The organism is Pseudomonas sp. NPDC087690 (genome assembly GCF_044743175.1).
Lineage (GTDB): Bacteria > Pseudomonadota > Gammaproteobacteria > Pseudomonadales > Pseudomonadaceae > Aquipseudomonas.
The window spans coordinates 293262-309399 of record NZ_JBIUVX010000001.1 but is presented as its reverse complement, the minus strand read 5'-3'; the positions used below and the strand labels follow the sequence as shown (position 1 = coordinate 309399).

The following is a 16138-nucleotide window of genomic DNA, read 5'->3' as shown; positions in this document are numbered from 1 at the left end:
CTTGTGACCGAGATAAAACTTCATCCTTCCCTGGATCGTGGTCTATCCCCTGCCGCCACGAACTTTGCCGGAGGCACGCTGCAATGCCTGTGCCCAACCGATAAAGTCGAAATTGCCATCGATGCTCAGACACTTCATAACCACGCTTGTGGTTGCAGTAAATGCTGGAAACCGGAGGGTGCCAAATTCGCCGTGATCGCGGTCGTGCCACGGGCGAATGTCAGCGTCACCGCAAACGCGGAGAAGCTCGCCATCGTTGACGATACGGCGGTTATTCAGCGCCATGCCTGCAAGGCGTGTCATGCACACCTGTACGGACGTATCGAGAACAAGGATCACGCGTTTTATGGTCTGGACTTCGTTCATACCGAATTGTCCCCGCAAACCGGTTGGTCTGCTCCAGGGTTCGCCGCCTTCGTTTCGTCCATTATCGAGAGCGGCACGCCACCCGAAAACATGAAGGCGATCCGCGCACGTCTGCGATCAATAGGTCTCGAACCTTACGACTGCTTGTCCCCTGACTTGATGGACGTACTGGCGACGCAAGTCGCGAAATTGAAAGGCACCGCCAAGTCCAACTGACGCGCCCGCTAAACACCCGAACAGACATCGTCAGGCAGATGAATGGTGACGCCTGTCCGGGTGTTTTTTGCAGTGTCTTTTTACCCCTCGCATCACTCACGGTTGCGTTCGCTAATCGCACGACATCGCCTGCTCGGACACCCTCCTTTACTCATTGTTTGGCACGCTACGCATATCGCTGCAGGCGCCGCCAGCCCTGTGGTTCGCATGCTGATTGGTCTGTTCAATCAAGATGAATAAAAGGAGAACGCCTTGATCAACAAAACGTTTGAATCCATCGCTGCCGCACTTGATGGGATAGCCGATGGCTCGACCATCATGGTCGGTGGTTTTGGTACCGCCGGCATGCCATCCGAACTTGTGGATGGTGTGATCGCCTCGGGCGCCCGCGACCTGACCATTATCAGCAACAACGCCGGCAATGGTGAAATCGGTCTCGCCGCCTTGCTCAAGGCTGGGCGGGTTGCCAAGGTCATCTGTTCGTTTCCACGCCAGTCCGATTCCTATGTATTCGACGAACTTTACCTTGCAGGAAAGGTACAGCTTGAAGTCGTCCCGCAGGGCAACCTGGCTGAACGCATTCGCGCCGCCGGTTCAGGCATCGGTGCGTTTTATTCGCCAACAGGCTATGGAACGCTACTGGCTGAAGGCAAGGAGACGCGGGTGATCGACGGCCGCAACTACGTGCTGGAAATGCCGTTGCGCGCCGATGTGGCACTGATCAAGGCAGAGAAAGGAGACCGCTGGGGCAACCTCACCTATCGCAAGGCTGCACGCAATTTTGGGCCGATCATGGCCATGGCAGCGACGACAGCCATCGCTCAGGTCAACCAGATCGTCGAGTTGGGCGAGCTGGACCCCGAGCACATTGTCACACCGGGGATCTTCGTTCAGCGCGTGGTCGCCGTGCCGCTCGCCCGTCTTGCTAAAACCAACGTCAATTGAGGTTCGCCATGACAGCTATGAATAAACTTTCGCGTAGCGAAATGGCCCAGCGTGTGGCCGACGATATTCTTGAAGGCTCTTATGTGAATCTCGGCATCGGTGTGCCGACGCTGGTGGCCAATTATCTGGGTGACAAGGAAGTGTTCCTGCACAGTGAAAACGGTGTGTTGGGCATGGGCCCGAGTCCTGCGCCGGGAGAGGAAGACGATGATCTGATCAATGCCGGCAAACAACACGTGACGCTGCTGGCCGGTGGTGCCTACTTTCATCACGCCGACTCCTTTTCAATGATGCGTGGAGGACACATCGATATCGCAGTTCTGGGTGCTTTTCAGGTCTCGGTCAACGGTGACCTGGCCAACTGGCACACCGGTGCTGAAGGTTCCATTCCGGCCGTGGGCGGCGCCATGGACCTCGCGACTGGCGCACGCCAAGTGTTCGTCATGATGGATCACCTGACCAAGACAGGCGAAAGCAAGTTGGTGCCGCAATGCACCTACCCGCTGACCGGCATTGGCTGTGTGACGAGGATTTATACTGACTTGGCCATCCTCGACGTCACGCCTGAGGGCTTGCAGGTCAGGGAGATTCTGGCTGATATCAGCTTTGAAGATCTGCAATCGCTCAGTGGTGTGCCGCTGATCAAGTGACAGGGCTTCAACCCTGCGCCGGACAGCGATATGCACTGTCCGGCGACTGATACTCACGCTTGACCTCCACACCGCTGTAACCAGTCACTGAAAATATAGTTGAATAATTCAACTATATCTCTATACTTCAGCCATACGACTGGAGCCCGCCATGTATTCCGACTTTCTGAATTTCAAGCTTGATTTGGCCAGTGCCCTGCTGATGGAACGGGCGAATGCCGTCTACCTCCAGCACTGGAATCTGGATGTCCGTGAATTGCGGGTTCTGCGCTTGATTCAGGCGTGCCCTGATATCACCCCGAAAGAAGTTTCAGCACGGGCCTTGCTGGAAAAGACACTGCTCTCCAAGACTCTTGCACTGCTCGAATCGCGTGATCTGATATCGCGCTCCCCTCACCCGGTCGACCGCCGCAGTGTTGGATTGCGTACCACTGCCGCGGGCTCGCAGATCGCTGACGACTCCACTGTCGTCGGCTCCGAACTTGAAGATCAACTGGTGTCTGCGCTCTCGCCCAAAGAGCGCGTGGCACTGGATAGTCTGCTTTCAAAACTGATGGAAAGCCTGCTTCCGCCTTCCTGACACCACCTCTCTCCCCTCTTTTTGCTGCCCTCTTTTACCTAAGGAGTACCCCATGTCGTCCCTGAAAAAGTTGATTCCGGATCTTGATGCCTTGTTGCCTGAACTGGAGGACGTCTACAAGGACTTGCACCGTCATCCTGAACTGTCGATGTACGAGTATCGCACCGCGAAAATCGCCGCCGACTACCTGGAGCGTTATGGGTACGAGGTGACGCGCGAAATCGGCGTGACCGGTGTTGTCGGTGTGCTGCGTAACGGTGACGGTCCGGTGGTCATGCTGCGCGCTGACATGGACGCATTGCCTATGGCCGAGGCTACAGGCCTGCCCTATGCCAGCGATGTGGTCACCCGCGACGAAGACGGTGTTGAAGTTTCTGTTTGCCACTCCTGTGGACATGACATGCACGTCACCTGGCTGATGGGAGTGGCTCGGGTTCTGTCCGAGAATCGCAGCACTTGGAGCGGGACGCTTTTGGCTGTTTTCCAGCCGGGCGAAGAAGTGGGTGTCGGCGCTCAAAACATGATTGATGACGGCATGCTCAATCTCTTCCCCAAGCCGGACATCATTCTCGGTCAGCATGTCATGGTGGGGGCAGCCGGCACTGTGGGTCACCGCAGCGGCACCATCCTTTCGGCCGGTGACAGCCTAAAAATCAAGATGTTCGGGCGCGGAGCTCATGGCTCGCAGCCACAAACGTCGGTTGATCCGGTGATCATGGCGGCATCCACAGTGCTGCGCCTGCAGACCATCGTATCCAGAGAAATTTCTCCGCTCGATCAGGCCGTGCTGACGGTTGGCTCGCTGCAAGCGGGCACCAAGGAAAACATCATCCCGGACAACGCCACGTTGAAACTCAACATGCGCACTTACGACGAAGACGTACGCGAGCACATGCTGGGCGCGATCAAACGCATCTGCTGCGCTGAATGCTCGGCCTCCAATGCACCGCGCGATCCCGAGATCACCACCATCAACCGCTATCCGTTGACGGTCAATGATGCGCACGCATCCAGCCGTTTGGCGGATGCCTTTGGCGCCTGGTTTGGCGACAGAGCGTATGAAACGGCGCCCGCCGCAGCGAGTGAGGATTTCAGTGTATTCGGCCGTGCGTGGAAGGTGCCGTACGTGTTCTGGTTCGTGGGTTGCACAGACCCGCAGATCTACGAACAGGCCAAAGCCACGGGAAAAATCAACAGCATCCCGAGCAATCACTCGCCGCAGTTCGCACCTTTGCTGCACCCGACATTGCGCACAGGGCTCGAATCGATGCTTTGCGCAGCATTCGCCTGGTTCGGCAACGCTGAGTAACCAGGCATGGACACCCACCTGATCTACACCGTCATCGATCTGCTCGGCACGTTTGCATTTGGCGTGAGCGGTGCCATTGCCGCACGGCAGCAGCGCCTTGATCTGTTTGGCATTGCGACCATCACGTTCATCGTTGCCTGTGGTGGCGGGATTCTGCGGGATCTGTGTCTCGGCACACTGCCGCCGGCCGGGCTGTCGAGTTGGCGCTATCTGATCGTGTCGCTGATAGCTTCAGCGTGGGTGGTGTGTGCTTACCCAATGGTTTGCCGAATGAAATCCCCTGTGCAACTGTTCGATTCCATTGGCCTGGGACTGTTTGCAGTGGCCGGCGCGAAAAAGGCACTGGCCGTCCACGCCGGTGCTGAGGTCGCGATATTACTGGGGATGGTTAGCGCCGTCGGTGGCGGCGTGCTCAGGGATATTCTGCTGTCACGCGTGCCCAGCATTCTGCAGCGGGAAATCTACGCGTCTGCCGCGTTGGCTGGCGCAGGAGTAGAGGTTTTGCTGAGTTACAACGGCACCGATTCCGTGATGGGCTCGTGGCTGACCGCAGCAGGATGCACCCTGCTGCGGCTGGCGTCATTGCACTACCGTTGGCGGTTGCCCTCCACCGACGACGAACCTGGCAATCATCCGGACAGCGCTCATTAGGCTCGGCGCGAACCGGGCCCGATGATTATTCACTGGGTTGTAGCCGGATTTCTTCGTGCGACTGTACCGTTCGACGCTTGAGAAATATCAGGATAGCCGCTGCACCAATGACGCCCGGAACGGCAAATACCAGGAAACTGGCCTGCAGTGGCAAGCTTGATCCGTGTAATACACCGCCAAGCACGGGCCCGATGATTGCCCCTATGCGGCCTATCCCCATCGCCCACCCCAAACCGGTGGAACGGACATGTGGCGGGTAATATTGAACGGCGCAGGCGTTCGCCAGAATCTGAGTGCCGATTGTGCAGGCTCCGGCAATCGCAATGAGCAAGTAGAGCATCATCAAGGGAGCCTTCACGGCCAACAGACTTAAGGACAATGCTCCGCAGACGAAGAAAAACAACAGCACTTTGGCGATGCCGACTCGATCACCCAGCCATCCGCCACCGATGGCGCCTACGATAGCTCCCGTGTTGAGCACAAACAGAAACGCCAGGCTTGAATTGAGCCCGTATCCAGCGCTGCTCATGATCTTGGGCAACCAGGAACTCAATGCGTAAACCATTAACAGGCAGCAGAAAAACGCTACCCACAAAGCGAGCGTACTGATCGTTCGCCCATCACGAAACAGTTCTCCCATCGAGGCTTTCGTTCCCTGCGAAACGTTATGGATCAGTAGGTCATCGGGTTCAGGCGCATAGGCAGGCGTCGCCTTGGCGACCAAAAATTTGGCCCGTTCGATTTGCCCGCTGCGCAGAAGAAAATCCATTGACTCTGGCAGTTGCTTGATCAGCAACGGCGTCAGCAACAATGGAATCAATGCGACATAGAACACCGCTTGCCACCCCCACAAGGGGATGAAGATCATCCCGAGCCCTGCCGAAAGCATCCCGCCCAGCGAGTACCCACTGAACATGATGGCGACCAGCGTACTGCGTGATTTACGAGGCGCGTACTCATTCATCAGGGCAACGACATTCGGCATGACCCCACCTATTCCCAAACCGGCGATGAAGCGACATAACGCAAAGGTTTCGGGCGTGGAGGCAAAGCCGTTCAGCGCTGTTACTCCGCTGAACAGCAACACACACATCATGATGGTTTTGCGTCGGCCGATCCTGTCCGAGAGCGAACCGAAAAACAGTGCGCCCAGCATCATACCGACGAGTGCACAACTACCGAGTGCGCCAGCCTGCAACGCAGTCAGATCCCACTCGGCCATCAAGGACGGCAGCACCACACCGTAGATCACCAGGTCGTAGCCATCAAAGATGATGATCAACGCGCACCAGAACAGCACTCGCGCATGAAAAGCATTGAAACGGGCCCCGTCGATCAGGGCTGAAGCATCGATTTTACGCATGGCATCGCTCGTTTTTTGTTGTTGTTCAGTCATCGCCTGACACACCTGAAGCCGATGTGAGAACTGGTGGTATCGACGGATTGTGGCGATCGAGCTGGCGCACGGTAGCGCTGGCAATAGTTAGGCGCACACAGGTGTGATCCACCTTTGAGCACCTTCATCCCCGCCGATATTTTCGCGTTTGTGCAACATGACTTTTGGGGCGCGTCATGGGTGGGCTGGAAGACCGAAGTCGTCCACTCCCAGACATTGCCAATCATGTCGAACAGGTCGAATCCATTGCCGGGAAAGGTTCTTACCGGAGACGTACCGGCGAAGCCGTCGGCTTCGAGATTCTCGTGGGGAAAGGCGCCCTGCCAGGTGTTTGCCTGGTGCTGGCCATTAGGCGCCAACTCATGCCCCCAAACGAACTCGCTTGCCTGATGCCCACCCCAGGCGGCGTATTCCCACTCCTGCTCGGTAGGTAGGTCGCAACCTGCCCATTGGGCATAAGCCATGGCATCTTCGAGCCCGACGTGCACCACCGGGTGATTGTCCATATTGCGTAGATTCGAACCGGGTCCCTGCGGGTGAGACCAATCAGCTCCCGGAACCAACGACCACCAGCGGCTCACATCATCCCGAAGCACAGGGCTGGTTGGCGGTATGAATACCAGCGATGCAGGTTGAAGCTGCGCGGGCGGCACACCGGGGTAGTCTTCGGGGCACAGGTGACGCTCGGCCTGCGTGACATAACCGGTGCACGCGATGAATTCGGCAAACATGACATTGGTGACCGGCGTGTCTTGAATCTCAAAACCCTCGACCTGCTCCCAATGGGCTGGTGCTTCTTCCGGGTAATGACGATCCGACCCCATCAGAAACGCCCCGCCCTTCAGCCGGCGCCAGTTGGCAAGTCTGACAACGGCGTGATCCTCTTCGCAGCGCGCATCAATCGACTGTTTCATAGTGCTTGATCTCGTTGCCGAAACGGATTTTCGTCGCGAGTTGTTCATCCCATGTAATACCGTTACGCGCTTGGCACTCTTGCCATTGATTCAGCAAGGTTCGGGTAATCTGAGGATTCTGATCCGCGAGATCTGCGCGCTCGGTCGGGTCCTTGCGAATGTCGAAGAGTTCCCATTTGCCCGCCCCCCAAGGCGTATTGCTGAAGGTCATTTTCCATTTGCCTTGCAGCAGTGAAACTCGACCGAACAATTCGGTGCACTGCATCTGATCTTCCGGGTGAATGGCAGGGCTGGCCGCTTTCAGAAAGCTCAGCGCAGACGTTCCCTGCATTTTCTCAACGCTGGTATCGCGCGTTGATGGGTGTTCGACACGAGCCAGTTCCAGGAACGTGGGAGCAAGGTCTTTCACACTCATATAAGCGTCTGAAACTTCCCCGTGTCGCATACCCGGCCCGGCGATGAACGCTGCGGTACGAATGCCTCCTTCATAGGTAAAAGCCTTGTACATCCTGAAGGGCGTCGAGCTGACACGTGCCCAGTTTGGACCGTACCCACTGAATGATCCCGGCTTGCCAATGTTGTCCAGTGAGTTGTCAAAGTTTTCGGCAATCCACTTCGCGTTGTTCGGCGTGACGTCCTCCGGATTACTGCCTTCTGCGCCGTTATCGGAAAAGAACACGAACACTGTATTGTCATACTGTCCGGTATCTTTGAGGTGTTTGACCAACTTGCCGACGTTGTCGTCCAGATTAGTGATCATTGCCGCATAAACTTCCATTCGTCGCGACTCTAACGCCCTCTCGCGGGGTGACAGCTTTTCCCAGGTGGGCCATACGCCGGGGCCGGGATTGATCTGTACATCCTGTGCGACGAGTCCTCTGTCCTTCATCCGTTTCAGGCGTGCTTCGGCGATGTTTGCATAGCCTTTGTCGTAGAGGCCGCGATAGCGCTCGAGGTACGCCGTGGGTACCTGCAGTGGCCAGTGCGGTGCGGTGTACGCCAGATAGGCGAAGAACGGCTTGTCGGTAGCCGCTCCAATCTGCTCAATGGCCGAGCGCGTGAAGTAATCCGACGAGTAATCGAAGTTTTTCGGGAGGTCGATATTTTCCCCATTCAATCGATAACTCGCCTTGGGATTCCTGTCGGTGGTGCCCCCTTGCGTGAAATGGTCGGCAGAGCCCTCGAGAAGCGCAAAGGACTGGTCAAAACCTCGCGCTTTTGGCCCCAGTTCCGGCGTTTTTCCAAGGTGCCATTTACCCACCATCATCGTGCGATAACCGTTGGCCTGAAGCAGCTTCGGAAAGGCCACAACGCGATCGGTCAGATAGCCCTCGTAACCGCGTTTGCCTGCCTGCTCGGGAAGTACCAGTTCGGCCATGGTGCCAACACCGGCGATGTGATTGTCGGTGCCGCTCATGAGCATTGAGCGCGTCGGTGAGCATGTCGGGGCCGTGTGGTAATTGCTGAACGTCACCCCTGCCTTCGCAATGGCGTCCAGGTTGGGTGTCTGAATTTCACTGCCAAACGCACTCAGATCCGAATAGCCCATATCATCGGCCACGATCAGCACGATGTTCGGGCGACTGTCTTTTTCTATCGAGGCTGCATGGCTGTAGGGTTGCGAAAGCAGGCTCATGCCTCCTGCCAGGGCAACGGCACAGATCATCGATGGTTTGCGTTTAACGAACATTGCGGACTCCGTTGTTATTGTTCAGCAGGCAAAGAATCGCCAAAGGATCAGAAAACGAACTGGGTGTAGATACCGAAGTAGTCAGTGTCTTTACCGCCGATATCCTCCAGGGCCGCCCCGGCCTGGACATGGGTATACATGGCGTGAACGGTCGTGAACCGGTTCACGCGCCAGTCGACGATGAAGTTGGTATTGGTTGCGACGTGCCGCGCATTTCCCTGGTTCGGCGCGTAGGGAGCAGCGGTCGGGAGGTAATAGATGCCGTCCCTGGTGCTTTCACGCATCAGGACATCGACGTTCGCTTCGAGCTTCACGTCCTGGGTCAATTTGAGCGATGCCACGGGGGCGACATTGATCATGTTGGTCGCGGTAAACCAATTGGCATCGGTGTACACCAGACCTGATGCAAGCGCTGGCGCAACGAAGTCGCCGAGGGTGTTGTCGTTCGGATCGTCGTCGCCGCTGAACGCGTTGGCTCGAAACCCCAAGCGAGGCGTTAGCGGTACATCTTTGAAGGTGTAACCCGCCTGCGTCATCAGTCCCCAGGCGCGGATGTCCTGGCCGCCGCTGTTGCCACCCTGCACCACGGCTTCAATGTCGTAATCCCACGGCGTGGATTGGCGATAAAACCGTACGCCGTAACTGTTGCGCCGCTCATTGCCGGCGACACTGGTGTAGACCGCATTGTCGCGACCGAAGGTATAAGCGAAAACATCAATATTGCTGTCCAGAGGGCTCCAGACTGCCGTGCCGTATACCCCGGAAAAATCCTGATGTTTATCGCGCTGGTCATCGAACTTGAGCGGATCGATCTGCGTCGGACTGACCGAGAACAGCTCCCAGCGGGTCTTGCCCGGGGTTTGCCAGCCCAGCTTCACACCGTCATAGGTGTAGCGGACGTTGGCACCCTCGCGAAGTCCGGCAAGGCGCACACTGCCCATAGGCATCACGAAACGTCCGCCCCGAACGTTAAAGACTCCATAGGAATCATCTCCCATGGAATATTCGACGAACATTTGCTGCAGATCGGTCTTGTCGCGATTGAATCGACTCACCCGCTCGGAGAAAAACTCGCGGTTATCACCCAGCTCGGTAAATACCCGCAGACCATTACTCAAATTGAGATCTGCGCTGAGTCTCAGACGCTGTTGCAGCATGCTGTTTGGATTGGCTTTCCCGCCCACACCCAGCAAGGCATGTTGATAGTCCTGATACTGGTATCTGACTTCGCCACCGATAGCGAGATAGTCCCGTGCATCACCGGACAAGGGAATGTAGCGGATAGAACCTAACGGATCGTTGCGACGAATTTTTTCATCGGCGAGGTACAGTGGGTTGTCGGCCCACGCAATGGTGCTGACGGGCGGCAACTTCAATTGTGTTGCTTCTTGCGCCATGGCAAGTGATACGCCACACAAAAGAGACGAGCACAACAAGGGCTTGGAATAACTGTTCATAGGTAGCCTTTCTTATTTTTATTATTACTTTTGCAGGCTGCGAGTTCCCTTCAATGCCTTTCACATCACTGTGTGCACCTGGAAGAAAGTCAGGTGGCAACTTGCGTGGAGTTGCCACCCTTCCCTTGCGTCAGTCCTGAAGCACGCGCGGGCGCAAGCTTCGCTGCTCTTGCGTTACGGCCTCTGCCGGTTGCAATTGGAAGTCGAAAGACAGCTCGGCGAAACGCCCTTCTACACCACGTTTGGCACTCGATTGAGCGTCATCAATGAAGCGCACTTCACCGATCAAGCCTTCTCGCGTGGCGTAGGCGAAGTCGTCCCACAGGTACTTTTCGCCTGACAGATTGATTTGAGTGGTCAGGTGGCGGTAACCGGGTGCTGAAATGAAATAGTGAATATGCGCAGGACGCTGACCGTGGCGACCCAACAGATTCAGGCATTCCTGAGTCGGGCCCTGAGGATCGCAGCCATACCCGGACGGGACGATACTGCGCGCACGATAGCGGCCCTCGGCATCCGTAACGATGCGCCGACGCAAGTTGTACGCCGATTGGGATTTATCGAAGTAGGAGTAGTTGCCCTTGGTATTGGCCTGCCACAAGTCGACGATAGCGCCCGCGACAGGCTGGCCTTGCAGGTCGACGACCTGGCCTTCGATGAACAGCGTTGTGGCGACGCCCTCTTCACTGCCATCGTCCATACGCGCTTCGCCTTCACACAGCGGAGCACCGGCGACATACAGCGGGCCTTCGATGGTGCGAGGCGTGCCGCCGGTGTGGCCAGCCTGTTCATCGCGGGCATCGTTGAGCAAGTCGAGGAAGTGCTCAAGGCCAAGTCCGGCCATGAGCAGAGCGGCTTCACCGCGACCGCCCAGGCGATTCAGGTAGTCGATTGCGCTCCAGAATTCGTCATCGGTAATCTGCAGGTCTTCGATCAAACGCGCGCTGTCTTGCAATATACGCAGCAGGATCTGTTTGACTCGCACGTTGCCTTGATCATTGTCCAAACCAGCAGCTTGTTTGAAAAATGCCTGGATCTCATCAGAGCTGGAAATTCTGACAGTCATGATTATGTTCCCATCTTTTTATTATGTTCAAAGTCGCAAGGAGCAACGCTTAACGATCGTCTTCGTGGATCGATGAAGGATGGCGGCAGAGCCCGGTCACTTCGATATCCATGTACGGGAACAGCGGCAATTGCATGAGCGTGTCATGCAAAGCCTCAACGCTTTCGACGTCAAAAACGCTGAAATTGGCGTAGTGACCAGCGATACGCCAGAGGTGCCGCCATTTGCCTTCACTCTGTAAACGCTGCGCCAGTTCCTTTTCGTCGGCTTTCAAACGCGCGGCTTTCTGTGGGTCCATGTCCACGGGAAGCTTCACCGTCATTTTTACGTGGAAGAGCATCTTTCTTATCTCCTGATAACAAGGTTTAGCGGCGACGGAAGCGGGCCAGGCGATCTTCATCGAGCGTCAGCCCCAGGCCTGGTGTGGTCGGAACATGCAAGTGAAAGTCGCGGTAGACTGGCGCTTCGGTGACAATTTCTTCGGTCAGCAGCAGCGGCCCGAACAGTTCGGTTTGCCACTGCAATTGCTCAAGCGTGATGAAGGCATGGGCCGACGCCAGCGTGCCGACGGTGCCCTCCAGCATCGTGCCGCCATACAGCGCAATGCCGGCCGCCTGGGCGATATGGGCGGTGCGCAGGACAGCGCGAGGGCCACCGTTCTTGGCGATTTTGAGGGCGAAAATACTCGCCGCGCCATCGGCGGCGAGGCTGAATGCATCCTCGACACATTCAATGGATTCGTCGGCCATGATCGGCGCCGGGCTGCGCTGGTTGAGACGAATTTGTCCGCCACGATTGATCCGGGAGATGGGCTGCTCGATCAGATCGATGCCGTTCTCTCCCAAGAGCTGGCATCCCTTGATCGCTTGAGATTCGCTCCAGTATTGGTTCACGTCGACCCTGACACTGGCGCGGTCGCCAAGGGCTTTCTTGATCGCGACCACGTGAGCAAGATCTCGCTCCAGCGCATTGGCGCCAATCTTCAGTTTGAAAATGCGGTGACGACGCAGCTCGAGCATCTGCTCGGCTTCCTGGATGTCTTTGGCGGTGTCACCACTGGCCAGTGTCCAGGCCACTTCGAGTGCATCGCGCACGCGCCCGCCCAGGAGTTCGCTTACAGGCAGACCTAAACGCTTGCCTTGGGCGTCCAGCAATGCCGTTTCGACTGCGGACCGGGCAAACGTATTGCCTTTAATGGCCTTGTCCAGACGCTGCATCGCGGCATTGATGTTCTCGGCATCCTGGCCAATCAGCAACGGCGCGAAATAGCTGTCGAGGTTGGTCTTGATGCTCTCCGGACTCTCATTGCCGTAGGCCAGTCCACCGATCGTCGTGGCTTCGCCAATGCCCTCGATACCATCACTGCAAAGCAGGCGGAGGATGACCAGGGTTTGCCCCTGCATGGTGTGCATGGCCAACTTGTGCGGGCGAATGGTGGGCAAGTCGACGATGATCGTCTCAAGGCGCTCGATCCGGGTTACGTTCATTTCTGGTTCCATTGTGCGGAGGTTCAGATGTGGGTCTTGATGCCTATGCATCGATACCCACGGAATCTTGTTTGATGTAACTTAGAATCCGCGCAACGCATCCACTGCGTCCAATATTCATTTTGTCTCTCTTCATACCTCGGAGGTATCGTGGAACTCAGACATATCCGCTACTTTCAAGCGGTGGCTGAAACGCTCAATTTCACCCGTGCCGCCGAGCGTCTGAATATCGCCCAGCCACCGCTCAGCCGGCAGATTCAGCAACTCGAAGAGCATTTAGGTACCGCGCTGCTGGAGCGCACGCGTCCGGTGCAATTGACCGAAGCGGGCCGCTACTTCCATGAGCACAGCGGCATGCTGCTCAAGCAGCTTGAACAGCTTTGCGAGAACACTCGACGCATAGGTGAAGGGCAGCGGCAATGGCTTGGTATAGGCTTCGCGCCGTCTACCCTCTATGCGCTGCTGCCTGAACTCATTCGAGAATTACGCCGCGATTCAGACCTTGAGCTTGGCTTGCAGGAAATGACCACGCTTCAGCAAATCGAGGCACTGAAAAGCGGCCGTATCGACATAGGTTTTGGTCGTATTCATTTCGACGATGGCGCCATCCATCAGCAAGTGCTTTATGAAGACCCGCTGGTCGCGGTACTGCCGACCGGGCACCGTTTGCAGGGTGAAACCATTACGCTGGAACGCCTGTCGCACGAGTCCTTCGTGCTGTACCCGGCCAACCCGAGACCCAGCTACGCCGATCATGTTCTGGCGTTGTTTGCGAATCACGGGATGGGTGTGCGGGTTTCCCAATGGGCCAACGAACTGCAGACAGCCCTGGGCCTGGTGGCGGCCGGATTGGGCATCACGCTGGTACCCGCGTCTGTTCAGCAGCAACATCGTGCGGACCTCACCTACGCGCCTATTCAGGATTCCGAAGCGGTTTCGCCGATCATTTTGAGCCGTCGGGCTGGTGACATCAGCCCAATGATTCAACGCTGTCTGGCAATCATTACGGCCATCAACCACTGAGTATCAGGCTGGGCATCAAGCGAAACAGGATCATCGAGTACTGGTGGCCAATCCCAAACCACAGGGCGCCAGTAACTTCACGATTGCATCGGCGGTCCTGCGTATCACCGTGTCGTTTCGCCGATCAGGGTGCATGGCCACCCAGATATCGAGATCGAGCATCGGCAGATCGCTTTCCAGTCTGATCAGCCGAGGATCCGGATCGCCGATGAAGCAAGGTAATCCCGCAACCGCAATGCCGGTGCACGCCGCGTCGTACTGCTGACTCAAGTCGGTCACCTCACAGGCGACGCGCCTGGATCCGATGATTTCGTAGAGCCAACGTTTGTGCGCAAAGTCGAAGTCTGGATCGTTGTAACCGACAAATTCCCAAGCGTGCTCATCATGGATGTTGTGATAGTCAGGCGCGGCATAGAGACCAAACTTCATGAGCCCGACTTTGCGGACGATGTCCGTGTCCTCGATCGGCGATGCAAGCCGCAGTGCCAGATCAGCCTCAAGCCTGGACAGTGAAACAACATGGGAGTCGCTAAGAATTGAGAGTTGCACTGGCGGATCCATGCGACACAGCATTGCCACATTCGGCGTCAGGAAGTGCCTCGACAAGATAGGCGGCGCCGAGATCGTTACTTTCGATCGCACTGTAGAACTGGCGGTCATGCACTTGCGCGCGATTGCAAAAGCCCTCGAGTCGATTTCGACGACATCATCCAATAACTGCTGCCCGATAGCCGTCAACGGTGATTCACGCGTGAGCCTGTCAACAAGCCGAACATTGAGTTCAGACTCCAACGCAGCGAGGCGCCGACTGACGGTTGCCTGATTGACACGCAAAGCCCTGGCAGCCCCTGAAAGACTTCCAGCCCGTGCGATCGCCAAGAAATAGCGTAGATCTTCCCAGTTCATAAGCCATGCAGATATGCATTGATAGTCTGCAAATTCTAGTATTTACGCATGTCACGTCAACCGTTACTTTCAGGCCCATTCCTCTTGATGCGAACCTGATATGCCCAAAACTTCCTTAGCTGCGATTCAAATTGCAGCCTGTCTCGGCTTCTTGGTTGTCCAGCTTGACGTCAGCGTCGTCAACGTTGGGCTCGGAACGTTGAAGGCAGCATTCGACACCAATCTCACTGGCCTCCAATGGGTGATCAACAGCTATGCACTGGCTTTTTCTGCCTTGCTGATTCTCGGCGGTGCATGGGGTGACAAGTTCGGCGCCAAGACAATCTTCGCGGTGGGGTTTGTAATTTTTACAGTCGCCTCGATTGGCTGCGGACTGTCAAACAGCATGGCGATGCTCATTGGTATGCGCATCGTTCAAGGTATCGGGGCCGCCCTGCTGGTTCCAACCTCCTTGACGTTGATCAGAGTCAGTTTTCAAGACCCTGAAAAACGGCGTTCGGCCGTGGCAATGTGGGGCGCGTGCGGCGGCATCGCCTTGGCTGCCGGTCCAGTGATCGGTGGATTGTTGATTGAGTCACTCGGCTGGCGCAGCATTTTCCTGCTTAACGTACCGATTGGCATTCTCGCGGTGGTATTGATCCTGCGTCATGCCCCGCAGTCGCCTCGTACTGATCAGAAAGTGGATGCGCTGGGCCAAATCTGTATTGCTGCCTGTCTGGCGTCTCTGACCTATGCACTGACTGAGTCAGGTGCTATCGGCTGGAGCACTGAAACCCTTTCAATCCTGTTGCTCGCCGGCGTGTGTGCAGTGGCCTTCGTGCTCATCGAGCGACGGATCAAGCATCCGATGCTTCCAGCCCGATTGGCCAAAAACAGGATCCTCGCCACCACCGCTCTGGCAGGGGCAGCGATCAACCTGACGTTTTACGGCACGGTCTTCGTGTTCAGCATCTACTTTCAGTTGTTCCTGCACTACGATGCCTTCCGCACGGGACTGGCATTTATTCCACTGACCGCAGTGTTGACCTTCTCTACGATGGTGTCCTCCCGGATTGCCAAACGCGTGAGCGCCGCAAAAATCATCACGACCGGATTTCTTATTCAGATCGTCGGTTTCCTGGCTCTGTCCCAAGTCACTGCACAGACATCGCTCTGGTACTTGAACGTCGCCTTGATGATCGTAGGCATCGGCAGCGCCTCGTCCGTTCCCTCGATTACCAATTCAATGTTGTCAGCAGTCTCTCAGCAGGACGCCGGCATGGCCTCTGGATTAATGGCTTCAGCACGTCAATTGGGTGGAGTCATCGGCGTAGCGGTGTTTGGCGGACTGATCAGCAGCACCGCGCCCGAAGCTTTTGCCCGGGGTTTATCCAACTCGATGCTCGTCTCGGCTGCCGCTCTTTTTTTCTGCATTTGCGTCAACCATTGGGTAAACCGAAAGTCGTCCTGAGCATTGGGGACTTACCATCATTCGACTTGCTT

The 16138-nt window shown here is 56.5% G+C and carries 16 protein-coding genes; 8 read left to right on the top strand and 8 right to left on the bottom strand.

Annotated features, from left to right (window positions below):
* The first annotated feature begins 3 nt into the window (after window positions 1-3).
* The 6 genes from gfa (at window position 4) to ACIPIZ_RS01275 (ending at window position 4717) form a co-directional block, all read left to right on the top strand.
* Entirely contained in the window at window positions 4-582 is a 579-nt protein-coding gene (gene gfa, locus ACIPIZ_RS01300; RefSeq protein WP_401163476.1) for an S-(hydroxymethyl)glutathione synthase, read from the top strand.
* A gap of 252 nt (window positions 583-834) precedes the next feature.
* Window positions 835-1527, top strand: a complete 693-nt coding sequence (locus ACIPIZ_RS01295) for a 3-oxoacid CoA-transferase subunit A (protein ID WP_122598243.1) — start codon at window positions 835-837, stop codon at window positions 1525-1527.
* 8 nt (window positions 1528-1535) lie between these two features.
* Window positions 1536-2177 (top strand): 3-oxoacid CoA-transferase subunit B, encoded by a 642-nt coding sequence (locus tag ACIPIZ_RS01290; protein ID WP_401163474.1) that lies wholly within the window; start codon window positions 1536-1538, stop codon window positions 2175-2177.
* A 151-nt stretch (window positions 2178-2328) separates the two neighbouring features.
* Entirely contained in the window at window positions 2329-2757 is a 429-nt protein-coding gene (locus tag ACIPIZ_RS01285) for a MarR family winged helix-turn-helix transcriptional regulator (RefSeq protein WP_401163472.1), read from the top strand.
* 52 nt (window positions 2758-2809) lie between these two features.
* Window positions 2810-4066 (top strand): M20 family metallopeptidase, encoded by a 1257-nt coding sequence (locus tag ACIPIZ_RS01280; protein ID WP_401163471.1) that lies wholly within the window; start codon window positions 2810-2812, stop codon window positions 4064-4066.
* A 6-nt stretch (window positions 4067-4072) separates the two neighbouring features.
* On the top strand, window positions 4073-4717 hold the full coding sequence (locus ACIPIZ_RS01275; RefSeq protein WP_401163468.1) for a trimeric intracellular cation channel family protein: 645 nt from the start codon (window positions 4073-4075) through the stop codon (window positions 4715-4717).
* Between the two features lie 25 nt (window positions 4718-4742).
* Here ACIPIZ_RS01275 and ACIPIZ_RS01270 read toward each other — a convergent pair whose 3' ends face one another.
* The 7 genes from ACIPIZ_RS01270 to ACIPIZ_RS01240 all read right to left on the bottom strand — a co-directional run bounded on the left by ACIPIZ_RS01270 (window position 4743) and on the right by ACIPIZ_RS01240 (window position 12727).
* Window positions 4743-6080 carry an MFS transporter gene (locus ACIPIZ_RS01270; protein WP_401164218.1) on the bottom strand — a complete coding sequence of 446 codons (1338 nt, stop codon included), beginning with the start codon at window positions 6078-6080 and terminating at the stop codon, window positions 4743-4745.
* 29 nt (window positions 6081-6109) lie between these two features.
* Window positions 6110-7027, bottom strand: a complete 918-nt coding sequence (locus ACIPIZ_RS01265; RefSeq protein WP_401163466.1) for a formylglycine-generating enzyme family protein — start codon at window positions 7025-7027, stop codon at window positions 6110-6112.
* A complete protein-coding gene (locus tag ACIPIZ_RS01260) occupies window positions 7011-8717 on the bottom strand; it encodes an arylsulfatase (RefSeq protein WP_401163464.1) in 1707 nt (568 codons plus the stop codon). The genes ACIPIZ_RS01265 and ACIPIZ_RS01260 overlap by 17 nt, the downstream gene beginning before the upstream one ends.
* Before the next feature lie 47 nt (window positions 8718-8764).
* Complete coding sequence (locus ACIPIZ_RS01255; protein ID WP_401163461.1) at window positions 8765-10174, bottom strand: alginate export family protein; 1410 nt, start codon at window positions 10172-10174, stop codon at window positions 8765-8767.
* A gap of 130 nt (window positions 10175-10304) precedes the next feature.
* Window positions 10305-11240 carry a catechol 1,2-dioxygenase gene (gene catA / locus ACIPIZ_RS01250; RefSeq protein WP_401163460.1) on the bottom strand — a complete coding sequence of 312 codons (936 nt, stop codon included), beginning with the start codon at window positions 11238-11240 and terminating at the stop codon, window positions 10305-10307.
* 49 nt (window positions 11241-11289) lie between these two features.
* Window positions 11290-11580: a muconolactone Delta-isomerase gene (catC, locus tag ACIPIZ_RS01245; protein ID WP_092281235.1), complete on the bottom strand. Its 291-nt coding sequence runs from the start codon at window positions 11578-11580 to the stop codon at window positions 11290-11292.
* A 25-nt stretch (window positions 11581-11605) separates the two neighbouring features.
* On the bottom strand, window positions 11606-12727 hold the full coding sequence (locus tag ACIPIZ_RS01240) for a muconate cycloisomerase family protein (protein WP_401163458.1): 1122 nt from the start codon (window positions 12725-12727) through the stop codon (window positions 11606-11608).
* A 150-nt stretch (window positions 12728-12877) separates the two neighbouring features.
* On the opposite strand from ACIPIZ_RS01240, the gene ACIPIZ_RS01235 reads away from it, so the two are divergent.
* Window positions 12878-13750, top strand: coding sequence for a LysR family transcriptional regulator (locus tag ACIPIZ_RS01235; RefSeq protein ID WP_305443738.1), 873 nt, complete (start codon window positions 12878-12880; stop codon window positions 13748-13750).
* A gap of 30 nt (window positions 13751-13780) precedes the next feature.
* Here ACIPIZ_RS01235 and ACIPIZ_RS01230 read toward each other — a convergent pair whose 3' ends face one another.
* A complete protein-coding gene (locus ACIPIZ_RS01230; RefSeq protein ID WP_401163456.1) occupies window positions 13781-14656 on the bottom strand; it encodes a LysR family transcriptional regulator in 876 nt (291 codons plus the stop codon).
* A gap of 100 nt (window positions 14657-14756) precedes the next feature.
* Between ACIPIZ_RS01230 and ACIPIZ_RS01225 the strand changes: the two genes are divergently transcribed.
* Window positions 14757-16106, top strand: coding sequence for an MFS transporter (locus tag ACIPIZ_RS01225; RefSeq protein ID WP_007910382.1), 1350 nt, complete (start codon window positions 14757-14759; stop codon window positions 16104-16106).
* The last annotated feature ends 32 nt before the right edge of the window (window positions 16107-16138 follow it).